The sequence below is a fragment of the Nostoc sp. C117 genome (assembly GCF_043099735.1).
Classification (GTDB): domain Bacteria; phylum Cyanobacteriota; class Cyanobacteriia; order Cyanobacteriales; family Nostocaceae; genus Nostoc.
In genome coordinates, this window is the sequence record NZ_CP170991.1 from 6,315,912 (window position 1) to 6,341,303 (window position 25,392).

The 25,392-nt window shown below is 42.8% G+C and carries 24 protein-coding genes and 1 pseudogene; 12 read left to right on the forward strand and 13 right to left on the reverse strand.

Annotated features, from left to right (window positions below):
- Positions 1-195: 195 nt before the first annotated feature.
- A complete protein-coding gene (locus ACFG4S_RS27090) occupies positions 196-4,575 on the forward strand; it encodes a beta strand repeat-containing protein (protein WP_392532024.1) in 4,380 nt (1,459 codons plus the stop codon).
- Here ACFG4S_RS27090 and ACFG4S_RS27095 read toward each other — a convergent pair.
- Positions 4,572-4,781: a hypothetical protein gene (locus tag ACFG4S_RS27095; protein WP_392532025.1), complete on the reverse strand. Its 210-nt coding sequence runs from the start codon at positions 4,779-4,781 to the stop codon at positions 4,572-4,574. The genes ACFG4S_RS27090 and ACFG4S_RS27095 overlap by 4 nt on opposite strands.
- 194 nt (positions 4,782-4,975) lie before the next feature.
- Between ACFG4S_RS27095 and ACFG4S_RS27100 the strand changes: the two genes are divergently transcribed.
- The gene (locus ACFG4S_RS27100) at positions 4,976-5,197 is read left to right on the forward strand and encodes a hypothetical protein (protein ID WP_392532026.1); all 222 of its coding nucleotides are present in this window, start codon (positions 4,976-4,978) and stop codon (positions 5,195-5,197) included.
- Between the two features lie 32 nt (positions 5,198-5,229).
- Entirely contained in the window at positions 5,230-6,612 is a 1,383-nt protein-coding gene (locus tag ACFG4S_RS27105; protein ID WP_392532027.1) for an aminopeptidase P family protein, read from the forward strand.
- On the opposite strand, the gene ACFG4S_RS27110 is transcribed toward ACFG4S_RS27105, so the two are convergent.
- A complete protein-coding gene (locus tag ACFG4S_RS27110) occupies positions 6,602-6,964 on the reverse strand; it encodes a hypothetical protein (RefSeq protein ID WP_392532028.1) in 363 nt (120 codons plus the stop codon). The genes ACFG4S_RS27105 and ACFG4S_RS27110 overlap by 11 nt on opposite strands.
- Before the next feature lie 148 nt (positions 6,965-7,112).
- On the opposite strand from ACFG4S_RS27110, the gene ACFG4S_RS27115 reads away from it, so the two are divergent.
- Positions 7,113-7,613 (forward strand): hypothetical protein, encoded by a 501-nt coding sequence (locus ACFG4S_RS27115; protein WP_392532029.1) that lies wholly within the window; start codon positions 7,113-7,115, stop codon positions 7,611-7,613.
- Between the two features lie 288 nt (positions 7,614-7,901).
- Here ACFG4S_RS27115 and ACFG4S_RS27120 read toward each other — a convergent pair whose 3' ends face one another.
- Positions 7,902-8,948 carry a DUF1611 domain-containing protein gene (locus tag ACFG4S_RS27120; RefSeq protein ID WP_392532030.1) on the reverse strand — a complete coding sequence of 349 codons (1,047 nt, stop codon included), beginning with the start codon at positions 8,946-8,948 and terminating at the stop codon, positions 7,902-7,904.
- Positions 8,932-9,984, reverse strand: coding sequence for a dipeptide epimerase (locus tag ACFG4S_RS27125; RefSeq protein WP_392532031.1), 1,053 nt, complete (start codon positions 9,982-9,984; stop codon positions 8,932-8,934). Before ACFG4S_RS27125 ends, ACFG4S_RS27120 begins: the two co-directional genes overlap by 17 nt.
- 139 nt (positions 9,985-10,123) lie before the next feature.
- Here ACFG4S_RS27125 and ACFG4S_RS27130 point away from each other — a divergent pair, with 139 nt between their 5' ends.
- Positions 10,124-10,672 carry an NUDIX hydrolase gene (locus ACFG4S_RS27130; RefSeq protein ID WP_392532032.1) on the forward strand — a complete coding sequence of 183 codons (549 nt, stop codon included), beginning with the start codon at positions 10,124-10,126 and terminating at the stop codon, positions 10,670-10,672.
- 23 nt (positions 10,673-10,695) lie between these two features.
- Here ACFG4S_RS27130 and ACFG4S_RS27135 read toward each other — a convergent pair whose 3' ends face one another.
- Positions 10,696-11,979, reverse strand: a complete 1,284-nt coding sequence (locus tag ACFG4S_RS27135; RefSeq protein ID WP_392532033.1) for an ankyrin repeat domain-containing protein — start codon at positions 11,977-11,979, stop codon at positions 10,696-10,698.
- 394 nt (positions 11,980-12,373) lie between these two features.
- On the opposite strand from ACFG4S_RS27135, the gene ACFG4S_RS27140 reads away from it, so the two are divergent.
- On the forward strand, positions 12,374-12,844 hold the full coding sequence (locus ACFG4S_RS27140) for a DUF4079 domain-containing protein (protein WP_392532034.1): 471 nt from the start codon (positions 12,374-12,376) through the stop codon (positions 12,842-12,844).
- A 50-nt stretch (positions 12,845-12,894) separates the two neighbouring features.
- On the opposite strand, the gene ACFG4S_RS27145 is transcribed toward ACFG4S_RS27140, so the two are convergent.
- Positions 12,895-13,578, reverse strand: a complete 684-nt coding sequence (locus tag ACFG4S_RS27145) for a DUF1997 domain-containing protein (protein ID WP_392532035.1) — start codon at positions 13,576-13,578, stop codon at positions 12,895-12,897.
- Between the two features lie 178 nt (positions 13,579-13,756).
- Here ACFG4S_RS27145 and ACFG4S_RS27150 point away from each other — a divergent pair, with 178 nt between their 5' ends.
- From ACFG4S_RS27150 to ACFG4S_RS27165, 4 genes and pseudogenes are all read left to right on the forward strand, one after another.
- Positions 13,757-14,413, forward strand: a complete 657-nt coding sequence (locus ACFG4S_RS27150) for an NAD(P)H-binding protein (RefSeq protein WP_392532036.1) — start codon at positions 13,757-13,759, stop codon at positions 14,411-14,413.
- Between the two features lie 278 nt (positions 14,414-14,691).
- Positions 14,692-14,907, forward strand: a pseudogene (locus tag ACFG4S_RS27155) (Uma2 family endonuclease); the annotation flags it as partial.
- 214 nt (positions 14,908-15,121) lie between these two features.
- Positions 15,122-15,850 (forward strand): GDSL-type esterase/lipase family protein, encoded by a 729-nt coding sequence (locus ACFG4S_RS27160; RefSeq protein ID WP_392532037.1) that lies wholly within the window; start codon positions 15,122-15,124, stop codon positions 15,848-15,850.
- A gap of 66 nt (positions 15,851-15,916) precedes the next feature.
- On the forward strand, positions 15,917-16,351 hold the full coding sequence (locus tag ACFG4S_RS27165; protein ID WP_392532038.1) for a hypothetical protein: 435 nt from the start codon (positions 15,917-15,919) through the stop codon (positions 16,349-16,351).
- Between the two features lie 248 nt (positions 16,352-16,599).
- Here the strand turns inward: ACFG4S_RS27165 and ACFG4S_RS27170 are convergent, their stop codons facing one another.
- Complete coding sequence (locus tag ACFG4S_RS27170) at positions 16,600-17,511, reverse strand: shikimate dehydrogenase (RefSeq protein ID WP_392532039.1); 912 nt, start codon at positions 17,509-17,511, stop codon at positions 16,600-16,602.
- Between the two features lie 85 nt (positions 17,512-17,596).
- On the opposite strand from ACFG4S_RS27170, the gene ACFG4S_RS27175 reads away from it, so the two are divergent.
- On the forward strand, positions 17,597-18,535 hold the full coding sequence (locus ACFG4S_RS27175) for an alpha/beta fold hydrolase (RefSeq protein WP_392532040.1): 939 nt from the start codon (positions 17,597-17,599) through the stop codon (positions 18,533-18,535).
- 608 nt (positions 18,536-19,143) lie between these two features.
- Positions 19,144-19,365 carry a ferredoxin-thioredoxin reductase variable chain gene (locus ACFG4S_RS27180; protein WP_392536091.1) on the forward strand — a complete coding sequence of 74 codons (222 nt, stop codon included), beginning with the start codon at positions 19,144-19,146 and terminating at the stop codon, positions 19,363-19,365.
- Between the two features lie 5 nt (positions 19,366-19,370).
- Here ACFG4S_RS27180 and ACFG4S_RS27185 read toward each other — a convergent pair whose 3' ends face one another.
- The 6 genes from ACFG4S_RS27185 to ACFG4S_RS27210 all read right to left on the reverse strand — a co-directional run bounded on the left by ACFG4S_RS27185 (position 19,371) and on the right by ACFG4S_RS27210 (position 25,054).
- Positions 19,371-19,592, reverse strand: a complete 222-nt coding sequence (locus ACFG4S_RS27185; protein WP_392532041.1) for a hypothetical protein — start codon at positions 19,590-19,592, stop codon at positions 19,371-19,373.
- Between the two features lie 7 nt (positions 19,593-19,599).
- Positions 19,600-20,391 (reverse strand): YdcF family protein, encoded by a 792-nt coding sequence (locus tag ACFG4S_RS27190; RefSeq protein WP_392532042.1) that lies wholly within the window; start codon positions 20,389-20,391, stop codon positions 19,600-19,602.
- 204 nt (positions 20,392-20,595) lie between these two features.
- Complete coding sequence (locus ACFG4S_RS27195) at positions 20,596-21,102, reverse strand: hypothetical protein (RefSeq protein ID WP_392532043.1); 507 nt, start codon at positions 21,100-21,102, stop codon at positions 20,596-20,598.
- Positions 21,103-21,114: 12 nt separating this feature from the next.
- Positions 21,115-22,659, reverse strand: a complete 1,545-nt coding sequence (locus ACFG4S_RS27200; protein ID WP_392532044.1) for an AAA family ATPase — start codon at positions 22,657-22,659, stop codon at positions 21,115-21,117.
- Positions 22,660-22,981: 322 nt separating this feature from the next.
- A complete protein-coding gene (locus ACFG4S_RS27205; RefSeq protein WP_392532045.1) occupies positions 22,982-23,578 on the reverse strand; it encodes a 50S ribosomal protein L25/general stress protein Ctc in 597 nt (198 codons plus the stop codon).
- Between the two features lie 132 nt (positions 23,579-23,710).
- Entirely contained in the window at positions 23,711-25,054 is a 1,344-nt protein-coding gene (locus tag ACFG4S_RS27210) for an adenylosuccinate synthase (RefSeq protein ID WP_392532046.1), read from the reverse strand.
- Positions 25,055-25,392 lie beyond the last annotated feature (338 nt).

Below are 25,392 nucleotides of genomic sequence, written 5' to 3' on the forward strand. Positions count from 1 at the left end.
TAATTTTTAGTTATGTATTAAATCACCTATCTTTAGAGAGATATACGATGTACAGTCTGAAATTGTACATATTACTTAGTTGTATTAACTAATAGTTATTTATTTTTCTCAAATGATTTGCTGTTAGTGAGTGCTTTCAGCGCTCCTGTTATGCAACTTAGATCGTTTACAAAATAAAAACAGGAATCAACAGCAATGGCAGCTAATCCAGCAGTTTTTAACCTGTCTGACTTGAACGGGAATAATGGTTTTGCGATCGTAGGCTCTTACTTGGGCAAATCCGTTAGTAGTGCCGGAGACATCAACGGCGACGGCTTCGACGACCTAATTATCGGGGCACAGTATGCAGGTGGCAATTTTGCTGGGGAGAGCTACGTGGTGTTTGGTGGCAGCAGTGGCTTTGAAGCTAAACTCAACCTATCCACTCTCAACGGCAGCAATGGCTTTTTTCTCACTGGTATTTATGCATATAACTTCTCAGGTTTCTCCGTCAGCACTGGCGGAGACATTAACGGTGACGGCTTGGATGACTTGATTATTGGGGCACCCTTTGCCTCGCCCAACGACAACGGCGGTTCTGGGGAGAGCTACGTGGTGTTTGGCAGCAGCACTGGCTTTGAAGCTAGCCTCAATCTGTCCACCCTCAATGGCAGTAATGGCTTTCTCCTCAACGGAATTGATACAAATGACTACTCAGGCTTCTCAGTTAACAGTACTGGAGATATCAACGGCGACGGCATCGACGACCTGATTATTGGAGCAAGAGGTGCTGACCCCAACGGCAAGACGAATGCTGGAGAGAGCTACGTGGTATTTGGCAGCAGTACTGGCTTTGAAGCTAGCTTTAACCTCTCATCTTTGAATGGTAACAACGGCTTCACAATCAACGGTATTGATGTAAATGACTTCTCAGGCGCTTCCGTTAGCAGCGTTGGAGATATCAACGGTGATGGCTTTGATGACTTGATTATTGGGGCAGATCGTGCAGACCCCAACGGCAAGATAGATGCTGGAGAGAGCTACGTAGTGTTTGGCAGTAGCACTGGCTTTGAAGCTAGCCTCAATCTCTCGTCTTTGGATGGCAGCAACGGCTTTACGCTCAATGGCATTGATGCAAATAACTTTTCAGGCAGACCTGTCAGCAGTGCTGGAGATTTTAACGGCGACGGCATCGACGACCTGATTATTGGGGCAAGCGGTGCTAGGAAGAGCTACGTAGTGTTTGGCAACAGCACTGGCTTTGAAGCTAGCCTTAACCTCTCGTCTTTGGATGGCAGCAACGGCTTTACGATCAACGGCATTAATGCAAATAACTACTCATTTATCTCCGTCAGCAGTGCTGGAGACTTTAACGGTGACGGTTTCGACGACCTAATTATTGGGGGAAGTGGTTACTACGATAGAGGAATCTTCCGTGAGGTTTCTCAAGGGAAGAGCTACCTAGTGTTTGGTGGCAGCAGTGGCTTTGGAGCTAACTTTGACCTCTCATCTCTAAACGGCAGCAATGGCTTTGCGATCAACGGTGGATATAGCTTTTTGAATAGTAGTGCTGGAGACATCAACGGCGATGGCTTTGACGACTTGAGTCTCGGAGCAACTTCTTATTCACGCCGCCTCCCAAATTTGGATGGGCAGAGATACGTCATTTTTGGTTTTGCAACTACTACACCTCCGAATCAACCTCCAGTGGCAGTTGCCGACACAGTTACTACCAATGAAGACACTACCATTAATATTTCGGTGTTAGCCAATGACAGCGATCCAGATAATAATCCCTTAACGGTAACAAATGTCAACGGTATGATACCGTCGATAGGCATTCCTATTACCTTGAGTTCTGGTGCTTTACTGACTTTCAATGCTGATAACACCTTTAGCTACGACCCTAACGCTCAATTTGAAAGTTTGGGTGTAGGTGAAACCGCCAGTGACACATTTTCTTACACGATCAGCGATGGTAGCTTGACGAGTACAGCGACTGTTAACCTGACCATCAACGGAGTTAATGATGCACCCACCACATTAATTCCTGCTTTCAACCTCTCGTCCCTAAATGGCAGCAACGGCTTTGCAATTAATGGGATTAATGAGGGTGACTTCTCAGGCTCCGACCTTAGTAATGCCGGAGATATCAACGGTGACGGCTTTGATGATTTAATTATTGGCGCACCCTCTGCTGAACCCAACGGAAAAGTAGGTGCTGGGCAGAGCTACGTGGTGTTTGGCAGCAGCAGTGGCTTTGGAGCTAGCTTTAACCTCTCATCCCTGGACGGCAGTAACGGCTTCGCGATCGATGGTATTAATGAGCGTGACGCTTTAGGCTTGGTTAGTAATGCCGGAGACATCAATGGCGACGGCATCGACGACGTGATTATTGGGGCATCCGGTGCTGACCCCAATGGTCAGCAATATGCTGGGCAGAGCTACGTGGTATTTGGCAGTAGCAGCGGCTTTGGAGCCAGCTTTGACCTGTCATCCTTGGATGGTAGCAATGGTTTTGCGATCAACGGTATTAATGAGCGTGACGCTTTAGGCTTTGTTAGTAATGCTGGAGACATCAATGGCGACGGCTTCGACGACGTGATTATTGGGGTACCCGGTGCTGATCCCAACGGCAACTATAATGCTGGGCAAAGCTACGTGGTGTTTGGCAGTAGCAGTGGCTTTGGAGCCAGCTTTGACCTGTTGTCCTTGAATGGCAGCAATGGCTTTGCAATCAACGGTATTAATACAGGTGACTTATTAGGCTCCTCTGTCAGCAGTGCGGGAGATATCAACGGTGATGGCTTCGATGACCTGATTATCGGGGCAAGGGGTGTCAGTCCCAACGGTCAGCCATATGTTGGACAGTGCTACGTGGTGTTTGGCAAGAGCAATGGCTTTGGAGCTAGTCTCAACGTTTCGTCTTTGGATGGCAGCAACGGCTTCACGATCAACGGCATTAATGATTCATTTAACTACTTACCGTCTTCTGTCAGCAGTGCCGGAGACTTCAACCACGATGGCTTTGACGACCTGATTATTGGTGTAACAAATGCTAATGCTAGCACTAGCACTCAGGGACTTCCTGGAAAAAGCTACGTGGTGTTTGGCAATAGCAGTGGCTTTGGAGCAAGTCTCAATCTCTCGTCTCTAGATGGGAGTAACGGCTTTGCAATCAACGGTATTAATCCCAATAGCCTTTCCGGCTGCTCTGTTAGCAGTGCCGGAGACTTTAATGGCGACGGCTTCGATGACCTGATTATTGGAGCATTCGGTGCCGACCCCAACGGTGAATTTTCTGGGCAGAGCTACGTGGTGTTTGGCAGCAGTAGTGGCTTTGGAGCTAGCTTTGACCTCTCATCCCTGAATAGCAGTAACGGCTTAGCACTCAACGGCATTAATGCCAATGACTTCTCAGGCTCCTCTGTTAGTGGTGGAGGAGACATCAATGGCGACGGCTTCGATGACCTGATTATCGGGGCATCCTTGGCCTCCCCCAATGGTCAGACTCGTTCAGGGCAGAGCTACGTCATCTTTGGCTTTGCAACTACAGCTAGTACCCAAGAAGATACCGCAGTTAAGATCCTTGCCAGCACCATCTTGAGCAGATATTCAGACGTTGAAGGTGATACTCTAAGCATTAGTAACTTTGCCAACCCTGCTAACGGCAAACTCACCTTCAACGACAACGGCACTGTTGGCAACCCCAGCGATGACTACTTCATCTACACCCCTAATGCCAACTACAACGGCGCTGACAGCTTTACCTACACTGTTGCTGACGGTAATGGCGGCACTGTTTCTGGTAGTTTTAACCTAAACGTCAAGCCAGTCAATGACGCACCAGTTGCCGTCAATGATACTGTTACCGCTGCCAAAAATACAGGTGTGCGTATCCAAGCAAATACTCTGCTGGCTAATGATACAGATGTTGACAGCAGCAAACTCACTATTACTGGTGTTAGTCGTGCAATTAACGGGACTGCGGTGCTGAAAAATAACGGCACTCCCAATAACACAGCAGATGATTTCATTTTATTTACGCCAACTAGCGGCTTTAGTGGTGCAGCTAGCTTTAAATACACCATTAGCGATGGTGAATTAACTAGTACTGCAAAGGTGACTGTGCAAGTAGGCGATCGCCTTTTTGGTGGCAACGGCAACGACAATCTAAACGGCACTCCTGGTAATGACTACCTCAATGGTGGCAATGGCAAAGATTCCCTCAATGGTGGCAATGGCAAAGATTCCCTCAATGGTGGTAACGGTAATGACATACTTTGTGGTGGTAATGGCAAAGATATTCTCTGCGGTGGTAATGGTAATGATAGATTATCTGGTGGTTCTGGTAACGATACCCTGACTGGTGGCAATGGCAAAGATAAATTTGTCTTAGCTGCAACTCAAGGTACTGATACTATTACTGACTTCTGCAAGGAGAATGATTTAATTGGATTGTCTGGGGGTTTAAGCTTTGGTCAACTCAGTTTCTCTGGTCACAAAATCATTGTTACTGCGACTGATGAAGTTTTGGCAACGTTGACGGGGATTAATACTACGACGTTGACTGCTGCTAATTTTACTATCGTCTAAAAACCACAAAGTTGTATCAAAGATGTAAGGTAATACATCTTTGATGCATTGACCTGCAATGTTAATGCATCGACCTGCAATGTTAATGCATCGACCTGCAACGTTAATGCATCGGTCTGCAACGTTAATGCATCGACCTGCAATGTTAATGCATCGACCTGCAATGTTAATGCATTGACCTGCAATTTTAATGCATTAACCTGCACAAATTAATCCAGCGTTTGTTTTACTTTACAAATTACTATGATTATTTGTTTGGTGAGAAAAAGGCTGAAAACTAGCTCATTATAAACATTGCTCTCGTTATAATACACTTTCATATCTCCATCGCTACTTCATAGCAGGATTACTTGCCAAGGGTGTATTTATGAAAGGATCAAACGGAAATATAAAGCTAAAAATGCTTAGAGCCATATTTGCTATTGTTAATTTGGTGCTAATTTCTGGAGGATTAGTTAGCTGTGTTGTTCAAGTACCAAGGCCAGTTGCTCCCAGTGAGCAACAAAAACCAACTTTAGAACCTAGTCAAGGGAACCCCAATCACAATGATGACGACGACAAAGATGATGATAAGGACGATGATAAAGAGAATGATGGTAAACATAATGATGATAAAGACTAAATAAGCTTCATCCTTTTTTCAACTTTCTATTTATGCTTATCCAACAAACTTCTAATTCCCTGGTTGATACCTTACGCCAGCGACGACAAAAACTAGCCAGCTTAATTAATTTTCCCGCAATTCTGTGGTCGGGTAATAATAGCCCACGCAATTTTCGCGCAAATGCCTTTCCCTTTCGCGCAAGCAGTCATTTCCTTTATTTTGCAGGACTCTCACTATTAAATGCGGCAATTCGCTTAGAGGCGGGCAAGCTAGAATTATTCATGGAAGATCCTTCACCCAGCAGCGCCCTTTGGTATGGAGAAATGCCAACACGGGAGGAAATAGCCGACAAGATTGGTGCAGATGTGGCTCGACCAATGGCAGAATTAGGATCTTGGGTAGAAAATGCCGCGACGATCGCAGTACAAGACGCCGCTACTTGGACGCAGCAATCACAGCTATTAAATAGATGGGTTTTACCCCAAAGTCCTCCCGAAGGAATTGACTTAGAATTAGCTAAGGCGATCGTTTCTCTCCGTCTCACCCACGATGATGCTGCATTAACTGAGTTGCGAAAAGCTGCGGCTGTCACTATTGAGACACACAAAGCTGGTATGGCTGCAACACCTCAAGCCAAATTAGAAGCAGAAGTTCGTGGAGCAATGGAAGGAGTAATTATTGCTCATAATATGACCACTTCCTACAACAGTATTGTCACTGTTCACGGCGAAGTTTTACATAACGAGCAGTATCACCATAATTTGCAACCAGGTGACTTAGTTCTCGCTGATGTTGGTGCTGAAACCGAGACTGGTTGGGCTGGTGATGTCACTCGTACTTGGCCGGTTTCGGGCAAGTTTTCATCTACCCAAAGAGATATTTATAATGTTGTCCTCGCAGCCCATGATGCTTGCATTGCCAAAATATATCCTGGTGTGGAGTATGGGGATATTCATTTCCTAGCTGCTAGAGCGATCGCTGAAGGGTTAGTGGATTTAGGCATTCTCCAAGGAAATCCCAACGATTTGGTAGAAATGGATGCCCACGCTTTGTTTTTCCCCCACGGTATTGGTCATTTACTGGGTTTAGATGTTCATGATATGGAAGATTTAGGCGATTTAGCAGGGTATGAAGAAGGAAGAACAAGAAGCGATCGCTTTGGCTTGGGCTACCTACGTTTAAATCGTCCTTTGCGTCCAGGAATGTTAGTCACAATTGAACCTGGTTTTTATCAAGTACCAGCAATTTTAAATGATGCCAATATACGCTCAAAATATAAGAATGTGGTGAATTGGCAGCGTTTATCACAATTTTATGATGTACGCGGAATCCGCATTGAAGATGATGTTTTAGTTACAACAGAAGGCAGCGAAGTTTTAACAGCTGCATTACCCAATGATGCCGATACTGTAGAAAATCTAGTTAATATCTAAGTCGCCTATTAGTTAGTGAATCGAGCAACATTTTTAACAAAGAGGCATCGTATTCTTTATCGGTGTTAGAGTATTGTGCTGGATCTCGATTTACCTGCACTTGGGTAATCTTGACGCTTTCTCCAACCACCTCAAAACGCGCTTTAAAAACGCATAAACCAGTCCAACTACGATGCATGTATAGCCAAGGAGCCTCATAGAAAATGAACCATTTATGTTCCATGCACTCTGGAATTACTCCAGTAGTAATGCGGTCAAACTCTTGCTGTGAGTAAACTTTTTCTACAGTTATATTTGTGGACTCAGAAGGCATAGGTTCTGTTTTCCAATCATCGCGTTTGGCTATTTGCATAGTAAAAATAAAATTACTTCGTGAGTTTTTAGTTGGCAATATGTTTTGGTTAAGGCAAGAGACGCGATAAATCGCCGTCTCTACAAAGGATTGATGACTGTAAAAATATAATATGATACATCGTAATATCTAAAATAATTCCAAATTGATGATTAAAAATCCTATAACATTAGTACTCGGTGGAGTTATTTTTAGCTTCGGACTATTACCATTATTGGCTCAAGCACAGCAGCAGGTTTCCGATCGCCAAGTTGCGGCAATGGTAGAAGCGTTGCGACAAGCTGCACCGCAGACAAAAAATCCCAACGATGGACTTTACAGCCAATGGCAAGTTCAACCAGAAACCCTCAAAGGCTGGTCCAGAACTTGTCTCAAACGAGAACTAACACCGACGCAGTTTGAAAACAGCCCCGCGATCGCCCGCCAAGTTGTATCCTGTATTACTCGCCGTGAGTTAACCAATCAGTTCGCCGCCACCAACTATAATGAAATTGCATCTGTGCGTGGTGCTGCTTGTTGGTGGATGACTGGTAACTATACAGGCTGCAACAAAGGCTTTACTGCTGACTATGTGCAAAAAGTTGTCCGCTTTTACCAACAAGAGCGTTCCAAACCAGCAGGAACTCAATCATCAAAGGCCGGTTCTTAAAGAGGAGTTGGAATTATCGGCGTTGCTGAATATGGGATGATGGCGTTGCTGAATCAGAGTATGAATTGACATTTTTCAATATAACTAAATAACGATTCTTTGCGCCTTTGCGCCTTTGCGTGAGACTAATTCATACTTTCAATCAGCAACGCCGATAAATGGCTAAATCCTCATGAGTTCTAAAATACTTTTTCCCTTTTCTTCCATCTTCTTTAATTTCGACCGCTTCATTCTTCATCTTCCCACACCTCCCACACTCCCCACACTCCCCACATCTCCCAAGCTAACCTAATTTTTCATCACCGCATCCAATAGCACATCGGCACCAAAACGGACTACATCGGTACAAGGTAGACCTGTTTCTGCTGTGGTTTGAGCGATCGCTTCATGAGCCGCAAATTCATCTAGATGGGCTGTATTAAGAGCTATACCCACTACAGGTACTGTTCCAAAAGCACCACCAGCACTAGCAATAGTTTCATAAAGCTGGATTACCTTACGTAAAGGTGGAATTAATACATGTGGATGATTACGTACATGAACTTGTCCAGCTCGATGTGCCAACACTAGTTGAGTTGGTTGAGAACCACGAATCAACGGTAGGGTTGCGGTTGAACCAGGGTGTAACAGTGAACCTTGTCCTTCTATGTGCAGGATCTCGTAGTTTTTGCCGTAGCGCATAACCATCTGTTCCACAGCACCAGCAGCAAAGTCTACCCGCACGGCATCTAAAGCTACACCGTCTCCTTCCAACATCACCCCAGTTTGTCCTGTGGCTAAGAATTTAGAACTCCACCCCCGCAGTTTTGATGCCCAATGTAACTCTAGGCTAGTTGACATTTTACCGATCGCCATGTCGGTTCCCACTGTCAAAACCCGCCGACACAAAAGTGTACGTGCCATTCCACTAGCAACACCAATATTAGACGGTTCTTTCCGCACATCCCAAATTAGTTGCCCTGGTTTGAGCAGTGCATTTAATTCTGGCATATTTGCCATTGCTGTATGTAAACCATTTACCAAGGACATTCCACCTTCTAGAGCGTCTTTGATTTCCAGCCAGTAATCATCCGGTAAAGCGCCACCTCCTGGGGCGATGCCTATTACCAAGACTTCTGGTTGATATTCTAGGGCTGCGGCTACAGATGCCACAATCGGCACATTACGCTTGATACCTGTTAATTCTGGTAGGGATTTACCAGCAGACTCGCGATCGATTACTGCTACGATGGGGGCTTCACTGTAACGTAAAATTGCTAGCCCTGTTTTGCCGTGAGAACCTCTAATTCCCTCATGAAGTAAAATAGCTATTCGTTGATTAAGTGTTAGACGCACTATGTTGTACTCCCAAACCTGGTAAATCCTTTGGCAAAACTCTTCCTTGTTTTAGCAATGCACCTGTAAAAGGGTCATCAATTAAGTTAAGGTGACTGTCTAAATCTAAATAATCAGCTAGTGGTGCTAGCTGTGTTGCTGCTGTATTAGCCAGCGAACTGTCAGAATAGCAACCAAACATTACTTGTAGACCGTAGGCTCGAGCTGTATGTACCATTCGTATTGCCTCGGTTAGTCCGCCTGATTTCATCAGTTTGATATTAATACCATCCACGTAGTTTGCGAGATAGGGAATATCAGAGCTTGTAAAACAACTTTCATCAACAAAGATGGGCAGAGGAGAGTTTTGTTTGAGTTTTGTTAAACTTTCTTCCTGTCCTCTTGGTAATGGCTGTTCTACATACTTTATACCTAAATCAGCTAGCCAATTGCACATGGCGATCGCATCTTCTAAACTCCAGCCCCCGTTAGCATCAACGAAAAATTCTGGTTCTGGTGCTGCTTCTCGCACTGCTAAGAGCATTTTTTGATCTGCTTCGATGCCATCTGGGTTACCTAGCTTGACTTTGAAAAGACGAACATCGGTAAATTTTAACCAATCTTTTGCTCTAGCGATCGCACCTTCTGGTGAATTAATGCCAATTGTCACAGAAGTTGGGACGATAGCGTGGCGATCGAGTCCGCAAATTTGCCACAAGGGTAATCCGACGCGTTTACCGAGCCAATCGTGCAGTGCCATATCCAAGGCTGCTTTCCCAGCAGAAGGCATCTGGTTTTGGATTAAAATTTGCTCAATTTCCTGCCGCTGCAAGGGATTGAATGCTTGTAACATCGGCACAACTTGCTCTAGGGCATTTTTGATTGTATCAGTTGATTGCCGATGATTACCCACACCAAATGGCGATGCTTCCCCCCAGCCTTCGATTCCATCTTCGGAAATCCTCACCCAGATATTCGTTGTTTGTGCAGTTGTACCCCGACTAATAGTCAAGGGAAATCTCTTGTTGACTGTAAATAAATTTACATTTATTTGCATATTTTTTATGCATATTATGTTAATGCAAAAGCCAGTGTAAGTTCAAATTTTAGATTATCGGATACATCTGTTATACTTTTTTACATTCATTGAGCGATCGCTAAATTTTTTATACATTATTTTCTTAATTACTGAATTTATGAGTAACTTAAAAAAATGGAAAACTTTAAAATCAAAAATGGTCTTAGACCATTACTGGTATAAGGTCAGACAAGATGAAATAGAATTGCCCAATGGGAAAATTATTGATGATTATTTTGTCAGTATTAAGCCTGACGTTGCAATGCTTTTACCTATTACTAGTAGTAGAGAAATTATTTTTGTCCGGCAATATAGACACGCCGTAGGTGATTTTTTTTTGGAACTGCCAGCAGGGAATTTCGATCCAACAAAAGAGAGTGCCGAAGTAGCAGCAATTAGAGAATTTACCGAAGAAACGGGTTATATTGCCCAAGAAGTTAGAAAAATCGGAACTTTATACGATAAGCCAAGCAAAGATACCAATCAAATACATTTATTTTTAGGAGAGAATGTTAGTAAAGTTGGAGAGCAACAACTAGATATTACCGAAGAAATCGAGATTCTATTAATTCCCATAGAATCAATTTTAGAGAAAATTATTCAAGGTGAAATTTCTGTAGCAGGAACTGTAGCGGCTCTTTTCTTAGGTTTAAAATTTATCACTTAATTAAGGCAAGGAGGTTTGAATTGTTAATCCTGTGCCCCGGCTTTTTGTAGACTCCGCACTACATCTTGATAACCATTAAATTCTGCAATCATCAAAGCAGTATAACCGCCTTGGTTTTTCAAATTCACATCTGCCCCAGCTTGGAGTAATAACTGCACAATTTCTCCATAACCTGCGGAAGCAGCCCACATCAATGCTGTTGCCCTTGCAGAGTCTTGAAAATTCACATCTGCCCCTTTTGCCAACAGCAAATGTATTATCTCTGTGTGGTTGCGTTCAGTTGCCTTAATCAAAGCACTTTTGCCATTCTCTGCTGGAATATTCACATCAGCACCATAGTCTAGCAAGACTTTCACTGTTTGAGTGTGCCCTTGTGATGCAGCCAGTGTCAAAGGTACTTCACCGAGGTTTTTTCCATTAATATCTCCTCCAAAATGCAGCAGTGCTTCGACAATTTGGCTGTGTCCCTGCAATGCTGCTACGAGTAGTGGCGTATCGCCGAGATGGTTTCTAATTTGGACATCCGCACCTTTGTTAAGCAAGACTTGCACGAGATCAACATAGCCCTCGACAACGGCAAGGTGTAAGGCTGTTTCACCATCTTGGTCTTGAAGATTAATCTCTGCACCTCCATCTAGTAAAGCTTCGGCGATCGCCCTATGTCCCGCCGCCACCGCCGCTGATAACGCAGTTGCACCATCCGCGTTTTTCGCCTTCGGATCAGCCCCCGCCGCCAGCAATACTTTCACAACTTGCAGATGTCCCAAGTCCGCCGCTAACATTAAAGGTGTCTCACCTTCCTCATCTGGTAAATTGACATCTAAACCAGTTTGGAGAATTGCTTCAAGAACTTCTATTTTTCCCTGCTTAACTGCCAGTTTCAAAGCTGTATCATCATCTTTGTCAGCAATATCCACTTCCGCACCAGCAGCCAGTAAAACTTTTACTATATCCACATAACCTTTGAGTACTGCTGCCATTAAAGCTGTGCTGCCATCTTCATTACTGGCATTTACATCAGCACCTTTAGATATTAAAAGTTGCACAATGTCAAGTTGTTTGGCACTGACTGCCAACATCAAAGCCGTCAAACCATAGAGTTTTCTGGGTAAATTAATATTTGCCCCAGCATCCAATAGCGATCGCACAATTTCGGTGTAGCCTAAATTTGCAGCAAACATTAACGCTGTGGTACCTTGGCGATCGCACGCATCTACCTTTGCACCAGCAGCCAGTAGCGCACACAGCCCTTTGATATCCCCATTTTTAGCAGCATTGAGCAGCAAAGTATCGTTGTTTTCAGTCATGGATTCAGATCCCACCCAGGAAAGTTTTATTCTTCTAGCCTCAAAATTTAGTCTGAGATTGTTTATGCACTTTGGCAAGAGGGGAAAATGAGGATGCGGGGACGCAAAGACGCAAAGCAATGATGGGGATGAAGAAACCAGGAGAGTCTTTTGTAAGCTGTTACGCATTTAATTTGTACATTTACCTGATGACTGATGACTGAAAACCCGTCAACAGTCAACAGTTAACAGTCAACGACCATCAAGAGTGTTTATATACTTTAGACGCGCATCAGCTTACAACCAATGTCCTAAATTCTCAATTCTGACTTCTTCTTCAAATTGTGCAACTTTAAGCACATAAAATCGAGTTATGCTAATTTTTGTGAAGATTTAACAATTGGACGAGGACACGATGAGTTTGGAACTTTCTGCTTCGGTGAAATATTGGCTGAACTTCTTTCATCCCGCGATTATGTGGGGGTTATTGGCACTTTCAGTTTATGCAGCCTATTTGGGCTTGCAAGTACAGCGTACCAGAAATGCTCAGGGAGAAGAAAAGAAAGAACTGATTAAAGGTAGATATAACCTCAGACACTACCAAATCGGGTCTATACTCCTAGCTTTGATGGTGATAGGTGCGATTGGAGGGATGGCTGTCACTTACATCAATAATGGTAAGTTGTTTGTCGGACCTCACCTGCTAGCAGGATTGGGAATGACGGGTTTGATAGCGTCTTCTGCGGCTTTGTCTCCTTATATGCAAAAAGGAGCAAATTGGGCACGTGCAACTCATATTTTGTTGAATTTCACGCTTCTGGGGGTTTTTGCTTGGCAAGCTTTTACTGGAGTGCAAATTATCCAAAGACTTCTCACTAAAGCTTAGTCGTTTGTCATTTGTCATGAGTTTATGACAAATGACAAACGACTGTTGAGTTAGCGCTTTTTGTGAGAATTCTTGGGAAAGGGTATTTGGTAAGATTTGTGAAAATCTTCTTGGACTTTGCGAGTTAAGCGACGAGAGACTTGGCGGACGATTTGATTGAGTAAGCGATCGCCTGTAGATTGAATTAAAGACTTGGGTAATCGCTGAATAAATCTAGGAAAGTGTAAATAAACGATTAAATCCAACTCCCATTCAACTCTCGTCACCTCCCCAATACTAGTAGAAATATCAGTTCCCACATTTTCTATTAACTTCAGAGATGCTCGATAATCTACGTCATAACCAGGCGGATGGTAATCAGGAATGGGAATTGTACGGATGCGGTAAATACCCTCATCTGGAGGTAATAATTCCAAACCAATTTTTGGTTCTACTTCATAACCAAAAGAACCAAAACGACCAATTGTCAGAGCATAGCCATTTTCCCCTAATTCTTGTACCTTCATCGGTTCCGCACAGCGGGAAAACCATGAATTGTGAGAATTGAGATGCTCAGCAACCTTCTCTACTGGAGCAAACATTTCCATACAGTCTTGATAATGACCGTAAAATTTTGTCAGGGTTGCTACATTTGCTTCAGTTAATGTTTCCTCTGCTTCTTCTTGGCTAGTCGCTACTGGTAAAACTGTTTCTGTTATTTCCAAGGATTGAAATTCGCCGTTTCTTAAAAGCATAAATGCATCACTGTATACTTTGGCGTTTGTCTATATTAATAATTCCCCGCTTAATTGGGTTATTTCGCACAAATGTCCTATTTTGACAGAAACCTCAATAATCTGCTATCAGCTCCATAGAATCACTAAAATAAAGAACTAAACAAGCACATAATAGTTTCCCAGGATAACATTTCTCATGAAAGCATTTGTAGCAGGGGCAACGGGTGAAACAGGTCGCCGAATCGTTCAAGAGTTGGTAGCGCGGAATATCCCTGTCATAGCCCTGGTGAGGGATATTGAAAAAGCTAGGGCTATTCTCTCTCCAGAAGCTGAATTAGTGGTAGGGGATATCTTACAACCAGAAACTCTGGCTGGTGCATTGGGAGATAGCACAGTTTTACTGTGCGCCACTGGCGCAAAACCCAGCTTTGACCCCACTGGCCCCTATAAAGTAGATTTTGAAGGGACGAAAAATTTAGTAGATGCTGCGAAGACGAAGGGAATTGAGCATTTTGTTTTTGTTTCTTCTTTATGTACCTCTGTGCTTTTCCATCCACTGAACTTGTTTTGGCTGATTTTGGTGTGGAAAAAACAAGCTGAAGAATACATCCAGAAAAGTGGTCTTACATATACGATTGTCCGACCTGGAGGTTTGAAGAATGAAGACAATACCGATTTTATCGTCATGCAGAGTGCTGATACACTGTTTGACGGTAGCATTCCTCGGCAAAAAGTTGCCCAAGTTAGTGTAGAGGCGCTGTTACAACCAGCAGCACGCAATAAAATAGTCGAGATCGTTGCTAAACCTGAAGCAGCCTCGAAAAGTTTTGCAGAGCTATTTCAACAGTGTTAGCTTGAAAAAGGGAGACGCGATGAATCGCGTCTGTACAAGAGTCGGGAAGAAATTTAGAAATTACAGTTAAAGCGATCGCTCTTTGTCTTCTTTTTTTTGAAAAAAGAATTGCATAATCATAATATTTATTCTCTATTTCTGTACAGATGCGATTTGTCGCGTGTGTACTCACTTCCTCATCCCTATTTTGGAGAATAATTAAAAGATAAGCAGTAGTTGAGGTAGCGATGTCTGTGTAATTGCTAAGACAGAAATTCACAGTTGACCAATATCATAAAATGATTGAGTCGGGGATTTTGAAAGAAGATGGGCGGGTGCAATTGATTCGGGGAGAGATTATTGAGATGTCACCTATTAGGACAAAACACGCTGCTTGTGTAAATCGACTAGTTAATTTGTTGGTGCAGTTGTTGGGGAAACACGTTATGGTTGCTGCTCAAAATCCTGTAGTTTTGGATAAGAACTCAGAACCTCAGCCAGATGTGGCATTACTCATTTTCCGCATCAAAGGCGCAACCGTCAGCCTCAAAGCGGTAATTTTCCGTATCAAAGGCGCAACTGTCAGCCTTAAAGGCTCAACTGTGGCAATATTAACCTTGCAACCACATCAAAAACTAAAAACCTTATAGATGCTTGGATCTTTAAAGATAGCCATGTATGGTATAGAAATGTATAGAATCTTGAATAGATATAAAATATAGTTCTTAAATGCACACAATTTCAGCATCTTCCTCAATGCAGCTGTCTGTACCACCAAATCACTTTCAGCCAATGAAGATTGTCGCACTGGGGGACAGCTTAATATATGGATTCGGCGACCCGGAAAAAGGAGGTTGGATTGAGCAACTACGGCGATGGTGGATGTTGCCGGATAGTGCTGGTCATGTTCTTTATAATTTAGGGGTCAGGGGCGATCGCACGCAACAAGTAGCTCAAAGGCTAGAAGTTGAATTTCGCCATCGCGGTGAACTGCGAAATCGTGTTCCTGACTTGATTATTTTATCAGTAGGCGTAAATGACTCAGCGCGTTTAGCACGTCCCGATGGTCGAAGTTACACAGATTTTACTGTATTTGAAAAAGAAATTGCTTCTCTGTTAGATTTAGCACAACAACTCTGTCCTGTGTTATTTGTGGGCATGGTGCCAGTAGATGAAGCTAAAATGCCATTTTTAGATTGTTTTTATTATAATCATGTCGATCAGTACCGTTACAAAGAAGCAACTCGCATTGCTTGTAATAAACGGCAAATTCCCTATTTAGATATTTTTGAGAAATGGATAGAACGCGGTGAAACTTGGCGAATTAAACGCTTGAGTGATGACGGACTTCATCCCAATACAGTAGGTTATCAAGCCTTGTTAGAAGATGTCATAAATTGGGATGCAATTAAAAATTATCATTCTAAATTTGATTACCAACTCAAACCATCGTCATAACCAATTTTATATTTTGAATTTTTCCTCCGAGAAAATATTTAAAGTCTAAAATCTAACAATACTCCTATGACACCAACTTTACTTGGCCGCTGGCAAACTCGATTATTTTTACTTGCAACTGTGGGTGTATTTGTATCTTTGCCCTTTGCAATGGGTTTGATTGGTTCTGGTGCTAACTCCGTTTATTTTTGGATACTTGGTTATGTAGCTGTTTTTGGGTTAGGTTGGGATGTACTTTATAATTATCTGCAAAAATTTCGTTGGGACAGAGATTGGCCGGCAATCTATCAACTTTTAGCGGGTATTTGGGAATTAATATTTGTGTTCTGCGGAATAAAACTGTTCGGCTTCTTACCAATACCTTTACCCAAAGAAGAATTGTCCCCAAGAGATTTTTTATTGCACTATACAGTCGTCTGGTTAGCAGTTTTTATTACTTCTCAAAGCTTAATGCGAATTATATTTCTGCGTTGGCGTTTTCGGGGTGGAGAGTGGTTGTAATATCATGTATGGTTGAATACTTAGCGACTGACAAATAAAAAAACATCCAATTTTTCTTGTGGGGTGGACATCTTGTCCGCCGCAAGCCTTGGGCACTCGTGTCGCCCACCCCACAATATTGGATAATTTATTTTCCCTTATCATTTAGACTGACCCGAGGATGCGGGGACGAGGAAAATTTTTTTGATAATTGATTAGGTGGACATAATATTATTCATAATTTTTGAACTCAGATTTCATTTGTGTTTCTAAATGGTTGTATCTGTAGCTTTATAAGTAGTTGCATAACCTAGATGCTTTCTCAATGCTTCGCGCATCACTTCTACAGGTATATTTTCCTGCTGGAACCAAATTTTTAATGCTGCTACTCCTTGTTGGACGAGCATTTCTAAGCCATCGATCGCAATTGCACCTTGTTTTTGTGCTAGCTCTAGAAATTGCGTTGGTTTAGGAATATATATTAGATCGTAAGCGATCGCACCTGTTGGTAAATTCGCTATTTCCTCTACACTCAAAGGCGACTCATTAACTTTGGGATACATACCTATGGGGGTTGTGTTTACCAGCAGATTAGCTTGAGGAATTAAGTTTGCTAGTTCATCCCATGTACCGACTTGCAAATTTTCGTTTATAGGTGAATTACTCCAACTATTGCAAAAGGCTTGTAATTTCTGCACGTTGCGCCCCAACACATAAATTTTGGCAAAACCTAGCTGGTGACAACCTGCAACAACTGCTCTGGCTGCGCCACCATTGCCTAAAATCACTGCTATTTTCTGACTCCAATCTTGTTTATATGTTGTCTGCAAAGGAGCGATAAATCCTTCTATATCTGTATTTGTGCCTACCCATTGATTATTTTGGCGGCTAACAGTATTTACTGCACCAATAGTTTGAGCAAGAGGGGTAATTTCGGAAAGTAGGGGTATGATGGCTTGTTTGTGAGGTATCGTCACACTAAAGCCGACAACACCAATAGCGGCGAAACCTGCGATCGCCATCTCCAAATTTTCTGGTGCTATGGGAAAAGGCAGATAAACATAATCTAATCCCAAGTGAGCTATCGCCGCATTATGCATCACCGGCGACAGCGAATGTTCTATTGGATGTCCAATGACTCCTAGTAGTTTAGTTTTACCTGTAATCAATTTGTTTGTCATTTGTTATTGGGCATGGACAAGAAGGACTACTCTTCACTCCCCACTAGCCTACAATTATTAGAGCTACTTAACACTTCTTTGAATCATGCAGGTAACTACAGCCCTCTCTACAACCCCAATTCCTGGTAAATATTGGCAGTGGCGCGGGCACAATGTTTACTATGTGCGTGCTGGAGAAAAGCAAACGCAACGTCCGCCTTTGCTTTTGGTACATGGATTTGGTGCTTCCACAGACCACTGGCGCAAGAATATCACAGGATTGTGCCAAGATTTTGAAGTATTTGCGATCGATCTTTTGGGATTTGGGCGATCGGCAAAACCGAAATTGCAGTATAGTGGCGACTTGTGGCGCGACCAACTTGAAGATTTTATCAGTGAAGTGATTGGTCAAAAAGCAGTATTAGCAGGTAACTCTCTTGGTGGGTATGCCTGTTTGTGCGTTGCAGCACAACGTCCTGACAGTGCAACTGGTTTAGTGTTACTCAATAGTGCAGGGCCATTTAGCCAAAGCCAACCTACATCAGAACCTGAAGCTTTACAAAGTCAAATTCAGCCACCCAAACAATTTTCTTCTTTAGAAAAACTTATGGGTGATTCGGTTAAGTGGATTTTTCAACAACCTTTAGCTCAATTTCTCTTATTTCAATACGTCCGACAACGTTGGGTAATTCGTCAAACCCTAGAGAAAGTTTATCTTGACAAGAGCGCGATTACAGACCAATTAGTAGAAGAAATTTATCGCCCTGCTTTCGATCCAGGTGCAATGGATGTGTTTGTTTCAGTTTTTAGCACTCCTCAAGGAGAAAAAGTTGATGTGCTATTAAAGCAATTAACTTGTTCTTTATTAATCTTGTGGGGAGAAGCCGATCCTTGGATGAATGCTAGAGAACGTTCTCAAAAGTTTCGTCAATATTATCCTGAACTTACAGAACATTTTCTCACAGCAGGTCATTGTCCCCACGATGAAGTACCCGATCGAGTAAACCAACTTTTAAAGGATTGGGTTTTGTCTATTTCCCAGTGATAAGTTGTTACGCATTTAATTTGTACATTTACCTGATGACTGTTGACTGATGGCTGATGACTGAAAACCCGTCACCCGGATTTCTCACAAAGCCCTGCTGGAGAAGAAACTGAAATTGCATTAACGATCGCAGTCATGACGCTTTGGTTTGGTTAGCTTGGCTCAATTTTAGCCCATTGTCAAACTGTTTTCTGGACTGCGATCGCAATTATTCGCACTCTCGACTCATTACCAATATGGAATAGTTAAACATTTGCTATGGGTGAAAATTGGTGAGAGAGTTGACCTAAGGAACATCCTAGAGTGAAGATAAAAAGGTTGCATCTCTTGTTAAAGCAGTCAGGACATCTGAATATCGCTTGATTTTTTTTCGTTTCCCTGGTTTTAGGGTAAAACGTGGCCTGGTAGCGATAAACATTAAGGCGGCAAAAAACTCAGAAAAGTAGAGACGGATGCTGAAAACGTGGCTGAGTAAAGAGGGTTAAATGCACTGTTGCAAACCGATGAAGGGTCAAGAAATAACTGATTAAATCAAATTTTAGGCGGTTTAATCATATATTTTGTAGCAGATACTTGTGGAAAAGCAAATGTTAGGTGTAAATGTTGTTATGAAAGTTGGCGATCGCGTCCGCGTTAAAGATTCGGTAGTGGTGTATCATCATCCTGAACATCGAAATCAGCCTTTTGACATCAAAGGCACAGAAGGCGATGTAATAGGTATTGCCACCCAATGGCGAGAAAGACCAGTAAGTGCTAATCTGCCGATTTTAGTCCAGTTTAGTAAAAAGTTTAAAGCCCACTTACGCGAAAATGAGTTAGAAATCATCTAAATCATTCATCGGCGGCGAAACCACTGGAAAATATTCAGTTCGCCGCGCATTTTTTGTAAGTCTTGGCGGTTGCGCTCAGCTGTGGTATGATACCATTCACAATGATGCTGAAATTCTGCCCGTTTCTGAACTTCGTGATAAAACTGATGGGTTGTTTGGTAACCGGCAAAAGCTTCCTCAATTTGGGGCTGAGGCGATGGAAGAATATAGGGTAAATTTTTAGACATAATTTAATTAAAGCCAACCGCGTAAGCGATAGACAAAAGAACCAATATACTCTTTTAAAGCTGTGGTAAATTGGTGCAAGTTATCAGTATCAGGTAATAAGTTTAGTATAGCGGCTTTGGGAGTACTGCCAAGTTCTTGCATTTCACCCTGAGTAACGAGAAAATCAGTTGGTGTAGGAATAACATTAATTCCTTGACGTTGGAAAATCTTCAGCGATCGCGGCATATGCATTGCCGAAGTAATTAATAAGACTTGTTTAATACCACGTGCTTCCAGAATTTTTCGGACATTTACAGCATTTTCATGAGTGTTCAGAGAGTCTGGTTCTTGGATAATGGCTTCAGATGGAATACCAATAGATGTGAGTATTGTTGCCATATCTGCCGACTCTGGTGAACCACTGCCACGCCAATCGATACGCCCACCACTGAGGATGATGATAGGCGCTTTTTTTTGGCGATACAGTTGTGCGGCGTAAATCACGCGATCGCCTGATTCACTCAAATCAACAGTAGGTCTGGGAGGAGAAGCTGATTTAGTTGCACCACCCAAAACCACCATTGCTTCTGCCTTGGGTATTTCGGCATATGGAAGATTTTGCCATTCTAGCGATCGCACCAGTGACTTAGCAATCCAAGCATTGCTGCAAAAGAGGAGTAAAGTTAGTGCAAAAGAAATGGCGATCGCTGCAAGGCGTGGTCGTTTCCACAATGTAACTAATGCTACGACTAAACTGACGCAAGCTAGCCCTAGCGGATAAAAAAATAGTGGTAGTAATTTCGAGAGATATAAAAACATAATGGGGAATAGAGGATGAGGAGAATTTATTAATTACCAAGAAATAAATTATCCAAGATTGTGGGGTGGGCGAGACGATTGCCCAAGGCTTGGGGCGGACAAGATGTCCACCCCACAAGAAAAATTGGATGTTTTTTATTAGAAACTCCCTTACAGAAAGTCTTTCTCCTGTGCCCCTTGTACCCAATGCCCAATTTCCAATTCCTACCTTTGCCAAAATCTAAAATTGAAACTACTTCCAGGAGCGCGACGGGAACGGCGGGTGGTTCTTCTTGTTTGCCGTTTGTTAATCCTCTCGTTGGGTTGTTCAATTTCGCCTTCTTGAGACTCTTCAACTTGTAATTGAGTTTTAGTTTCTTCCTTGCTTCCCCACCAAGCAGTAATCCAACCTCCACCTAAAGCGCCTATTCCACCTAGCAAGATACTCATGGGTGCAGGATATCCCAAATATACAAAGCCAAGCATGAAAAATAACCAGTATTTCAATCCGGCATCGACGCCATCAGAGGAGGCTACAGTTGGGGCTTGGGGGCTATTATTAGTTGCATTGGTAATTCCACTTAAAATAAAACCGCCCATAATCCCTAAGAAGATGCTCAGGGCTGGTGCCGAGCCAGTCATGATTAATATAAACGTTAGAAATGCCCCAAATAAAAGTTGAGAAAAGAAGCTGGGAGAAATCGTGAAAAAGTCGTTTTTTTTGTCTGCCATAAACTAAAAAAGCTATTGGGGAATTACTGCTTTTAATTGTGCTTCTCGTGATTGAGTTGTATCTAAAATCTTGATGTAAGATTGTTCTTCTTCAGTGAAGGCTTCAGCTTGTTTGAGTTGTGAGTCTAATAAATCGGCGGTGGCATCGGCGATATCACCAGTACGTTTATTCAGACGGTCTTGTAAAACTTCTAGCGGTGCTGTGCATTGAATAATTTGTAGCGGAAGTTGGTGTTTTTTCGCTTGGGCGATCGCTTCTTGGCGCAACTGTTGTTTGTCATATTTGGCATCTAAAATTACTGAAAAACCTTGATTAGCCAGTATAATCCCCAATGACAGCAACCGTGTATAAGTTTTTTCGGTCATTTCCGGTGTATACAAATCATCGCCACCTTTCTCCCACAGCGGAATTCCCCCTAAATGCTTCCGTACTGCATCTGAACGCAGGTGAATTGCTCCTAGTTGACGAGCTAAAAGCCTGGCTGTTGTACTCTTACCAGAACCAGACAACCCTGACATCAAAATTAGTTGTCCTTGCTTTGGTTTAGTGTACTCCCAAGCCTGTTTGTAATAATCACCAGCGGTTTTTGTCGCTTCTTCCTTCTCTGTCGCAGGTACACTCGGATCGTCTAGCAAAAATGAAGTTACCTTTGCCCGGACATAAGCTTGACGGCTTAAATACAAAGGTAATATCTGTAAACCTTCCCAGTCTCCAGTTTGCTCAATGTAAGAATTCAAAAACGCATTACCCAAGTCTTGGCGTTGGCGGGCTTCTAAATCCATCACCGTGAACGCGACATCGTACATAACATCCACAAAGCGAAACAACTCATTAAACTCAATGCAATCAAACAGCAAGATTTTATCGTGCCACAGCGCAATATTTCTCAGGTGTAAATCGCCGTGACATTCACGAATATAGTCGTTTTGAATTCTGCTAGCGAATAAATCTTGACGTTCTGCAAAAAACTTATCTGTATATTGCTTTGTTTCTATAAACTGTGCCTGAGTTTGGGGACCACCGATATAGTTTTCAGATTGTTCATAATTCTCGTCAAAAGCAGCCCGGACATTTGGCACTTCACCAAAACCCCGAATATAATAATTCGTTTCAGCTTGAGCATGGTATTGAGCCACCACCCGTCCCAAAGCATCTAGGTGTTTCTCATTTAACTTACCTTGTTCAAAAAGTGTGCTTAATAGTGCGTCTTGGGGAAACTGGCGCATCTTCAGCACATATTCTACTGGCTCTCCAGTATTCCCTAGTTTATATTGTTCTCCTACCAGAGCGATCGCTAAAACTTCTAAATATAGTTCACCTGCTCCCCGCTGATTCAACCGCAACTCTTCCTGACAAAAATGCTGCCGCTTCTCTAAAGTCGAAAAGTCCAAGAAGCCAAAATTAACTGGTTTTTTCAGCTTATAGGCATAATCCCCGGTTAGTAGCACATAAGAAACGTGAGTTTGAATCAGTTGAATAGATTCTGTTACCTCATGGGGATAAAATTCCGGCTGCAACATTTGCTCAATTAAAGCTGGAAGACTGACTTCTGTCATCTTTTGGCCTCGGCGGTTCAAATACAAAAAAACCAGGAGTTTCCCCCCGGTAACATCAAAAATTATTACATAGTTTACTAATTGAGTTTCGAGCTAGGGAGCAGAAGAGCCCAAGGAATGATAGGAACTCCTAACTCGTGTGCATAGGCGATTAATCGCGTATTTACTCCTAACTTTTAAGGAACTGAGAAATAAAAGAATATCCAAATATGTATTATGGGATAGGCGTCTCGCCCGCCCATTAACCAAGGGTAGGCAAGATGCCCACCCCACAAGATTGAATAATTTATTACCTGGAAGTTCCTAACTTACCACTCTTTGCTTACGATGCTGTCTCAGCTTCCGTCTCAGCATCAGCGTTAATCTGTGGTGGTAAAACGCTGACAACAAGTCGCTCCAATTCAGCCAGAGGCGTTACGCCTTCAGCAAAGGGTATATCACTGATATGCAAGCTGTCTCCAATTTGTAGGTTAGAGACATCGATTTCAATGACATCTGGGATGTTTTCAGGCGCGCAACTTACTTGCAATTCGGTGATTACGGTGTCTAACACACCACCATCTTGTTTAACACCAACAGCAGTTCCCACAAAACGCAACCGTACTTCTACAGTGGTGTCGCCATGACCTGCAACCGCAAAAAAGCTGAGGTGGTAAGGTGTACCTTTTGCAGGATGAATCTGAAGTTCCCGCAGCAGGGCTTTCCCCCGCCAAGGTACATCAGTAATGCTTAAATCAATCAAGGTGTTATTGACTGAAGCTCTTTTGAGCAAGCGTTCAACAGTTTTGGCGTTAATGGTCAAAGAGATTGATTCTGTACCTTTGTGACCATATAAATTTGCCGGTATTTCTCCAGAACGGCGCAAAGCTCTGGGCTTGCTACCTTCTGGTCGCTTTTGACATTCGACTGTAATAGCCATAGAAGTTGTTAATTATCCTTTGTTATTGGGTATGGGGTAAAAAAGCGCTGAGTGCTGAGTTAAGAGTTAGAGTTTTGTTTATCTCCTTGTCCCCTTGTCTCCCTCATCTCCCCACTCCCCACTCAGCACTGACTAAGCACTTAGCAAGGTAGCAGGTGTACCGTCGGCGTGCAATAAAGCCCGTTTGGGACCGTGGATGGGGTCTTCTACGATTATCGTTTGATCGCGGCTTGCTCCGAGTGAAACGATCGCGATCGGGACTTTCATCAATTCTGCTAAGAATTTTAGATAATCCAGCGCTTGCTGTGGCAATTCTTCCAGGGTGCGGCAGTGACTTGTTGACACTTGCCATCCCGGTAAGGTTTTGTAGATGGGGCGACATCTAGCAAATTGACGGGAACTAGTGGGGAAGTGTTCGCTGCGTTGGCCATCTATTTCATAGGCGACACAAACTTGGATTTCTTCTAATTCATCGAGGACATCTAGTTTAGTGAGTGCCATACAATCCATACCGTTAATCCGGACGGCATAACGACCAATTACGGCATCAAACCAACCGCAACGCCGTTTGCGTCCGGTGGTTGTGCCAAATTCGGCACCGCGATCGCACAACAATTCTCCCAATTCTCCATGCAGTTCAGTGGGAAATGGTCCCTCTCCCACTCGTGTGGTATAAGCTTTTGACACCCCAATTACCCGATCTATCATTGTCGGTCCTAGCCCTGTACCAACGCAAGCCCCCCCGGCTACTGGGTTAGAGGAGGTAACATAAGGATAAGTTCCGTGATCTAAGTCTAGGAGTGTACCTTGTGCGCCTTCAAATAGAATATTGCGCCGTCGCAGAACTGCATCATATATTTTCAATGATGTATCAATGACGTAAGGTCGCAAGCGTTCTGCATACCCTAGATATTCTTCAATAACCTCTTGTGGATTTAGAGGCGGTAAGTTGTAAAGCTTTTCTAAAATGGTGTTTTTATAATTAATCGTCCACTCCAACTGCTCGCGTAGTCCATCGGAGTCCATCAAATCCAAAATCCGAATACCTGTACGTTCAGATTTATCAGCATAAGTCGGACCAATACCCCGACCTGTAGTGCCGATCTTATGGCTTCCACGTCGTTCTTCTGATGCTTGGTCAATCAATCGATGATAAGGCATCGTTACGTGAGCGGTCTCAGATATCAGCAGGTGGTCAGTGGAAATATTTAATTCTTTTAGTTGATCCAGTTCTGCTATCAATATCTGTGGGTCGATGACTGTTCCAGTGCCGATAATGCAATCGGTATTTGGATACAAAATACCAGAGGGAATCAAGTGTAATTTAAAGGTCTGACCTTTGACTACAATTGTGTGTCCAGCATTGACACCCCCTTGGTAACGTACCACAACATCTGCCGAACGGCTGAGTAAATCTGTTATTTTACCTTTTCCTTCATCGCCCCACTGGGCACCTATGACAATTACGTTAGCCAAGCGTTTATATTATGAGGTAAAGTTTCCACAAACTATAATTATCAACATACTTGGTGAAACATGTCAAGCTTTTGCAGAATAATCTAATTGTTACCCACAGAAATATTGCACTGTGAGTACTCAGGCGTGTCATTAATCATTAGTGTAAAGGGCTAATGACAAAAATTAATTTATATTAAAAATTAGCGGTTTTATTTGTGAGTATTATGTATAGATAATTATCCGCAAAATCAAGATATTTAGCACTTTAACAGATTGTATTTTATTATCCGTGTTGTCAAATTTGTTCCAATATTTTCAGTATTTTTTTTCGGTCTTTACTCTTAACTAATGGAGGG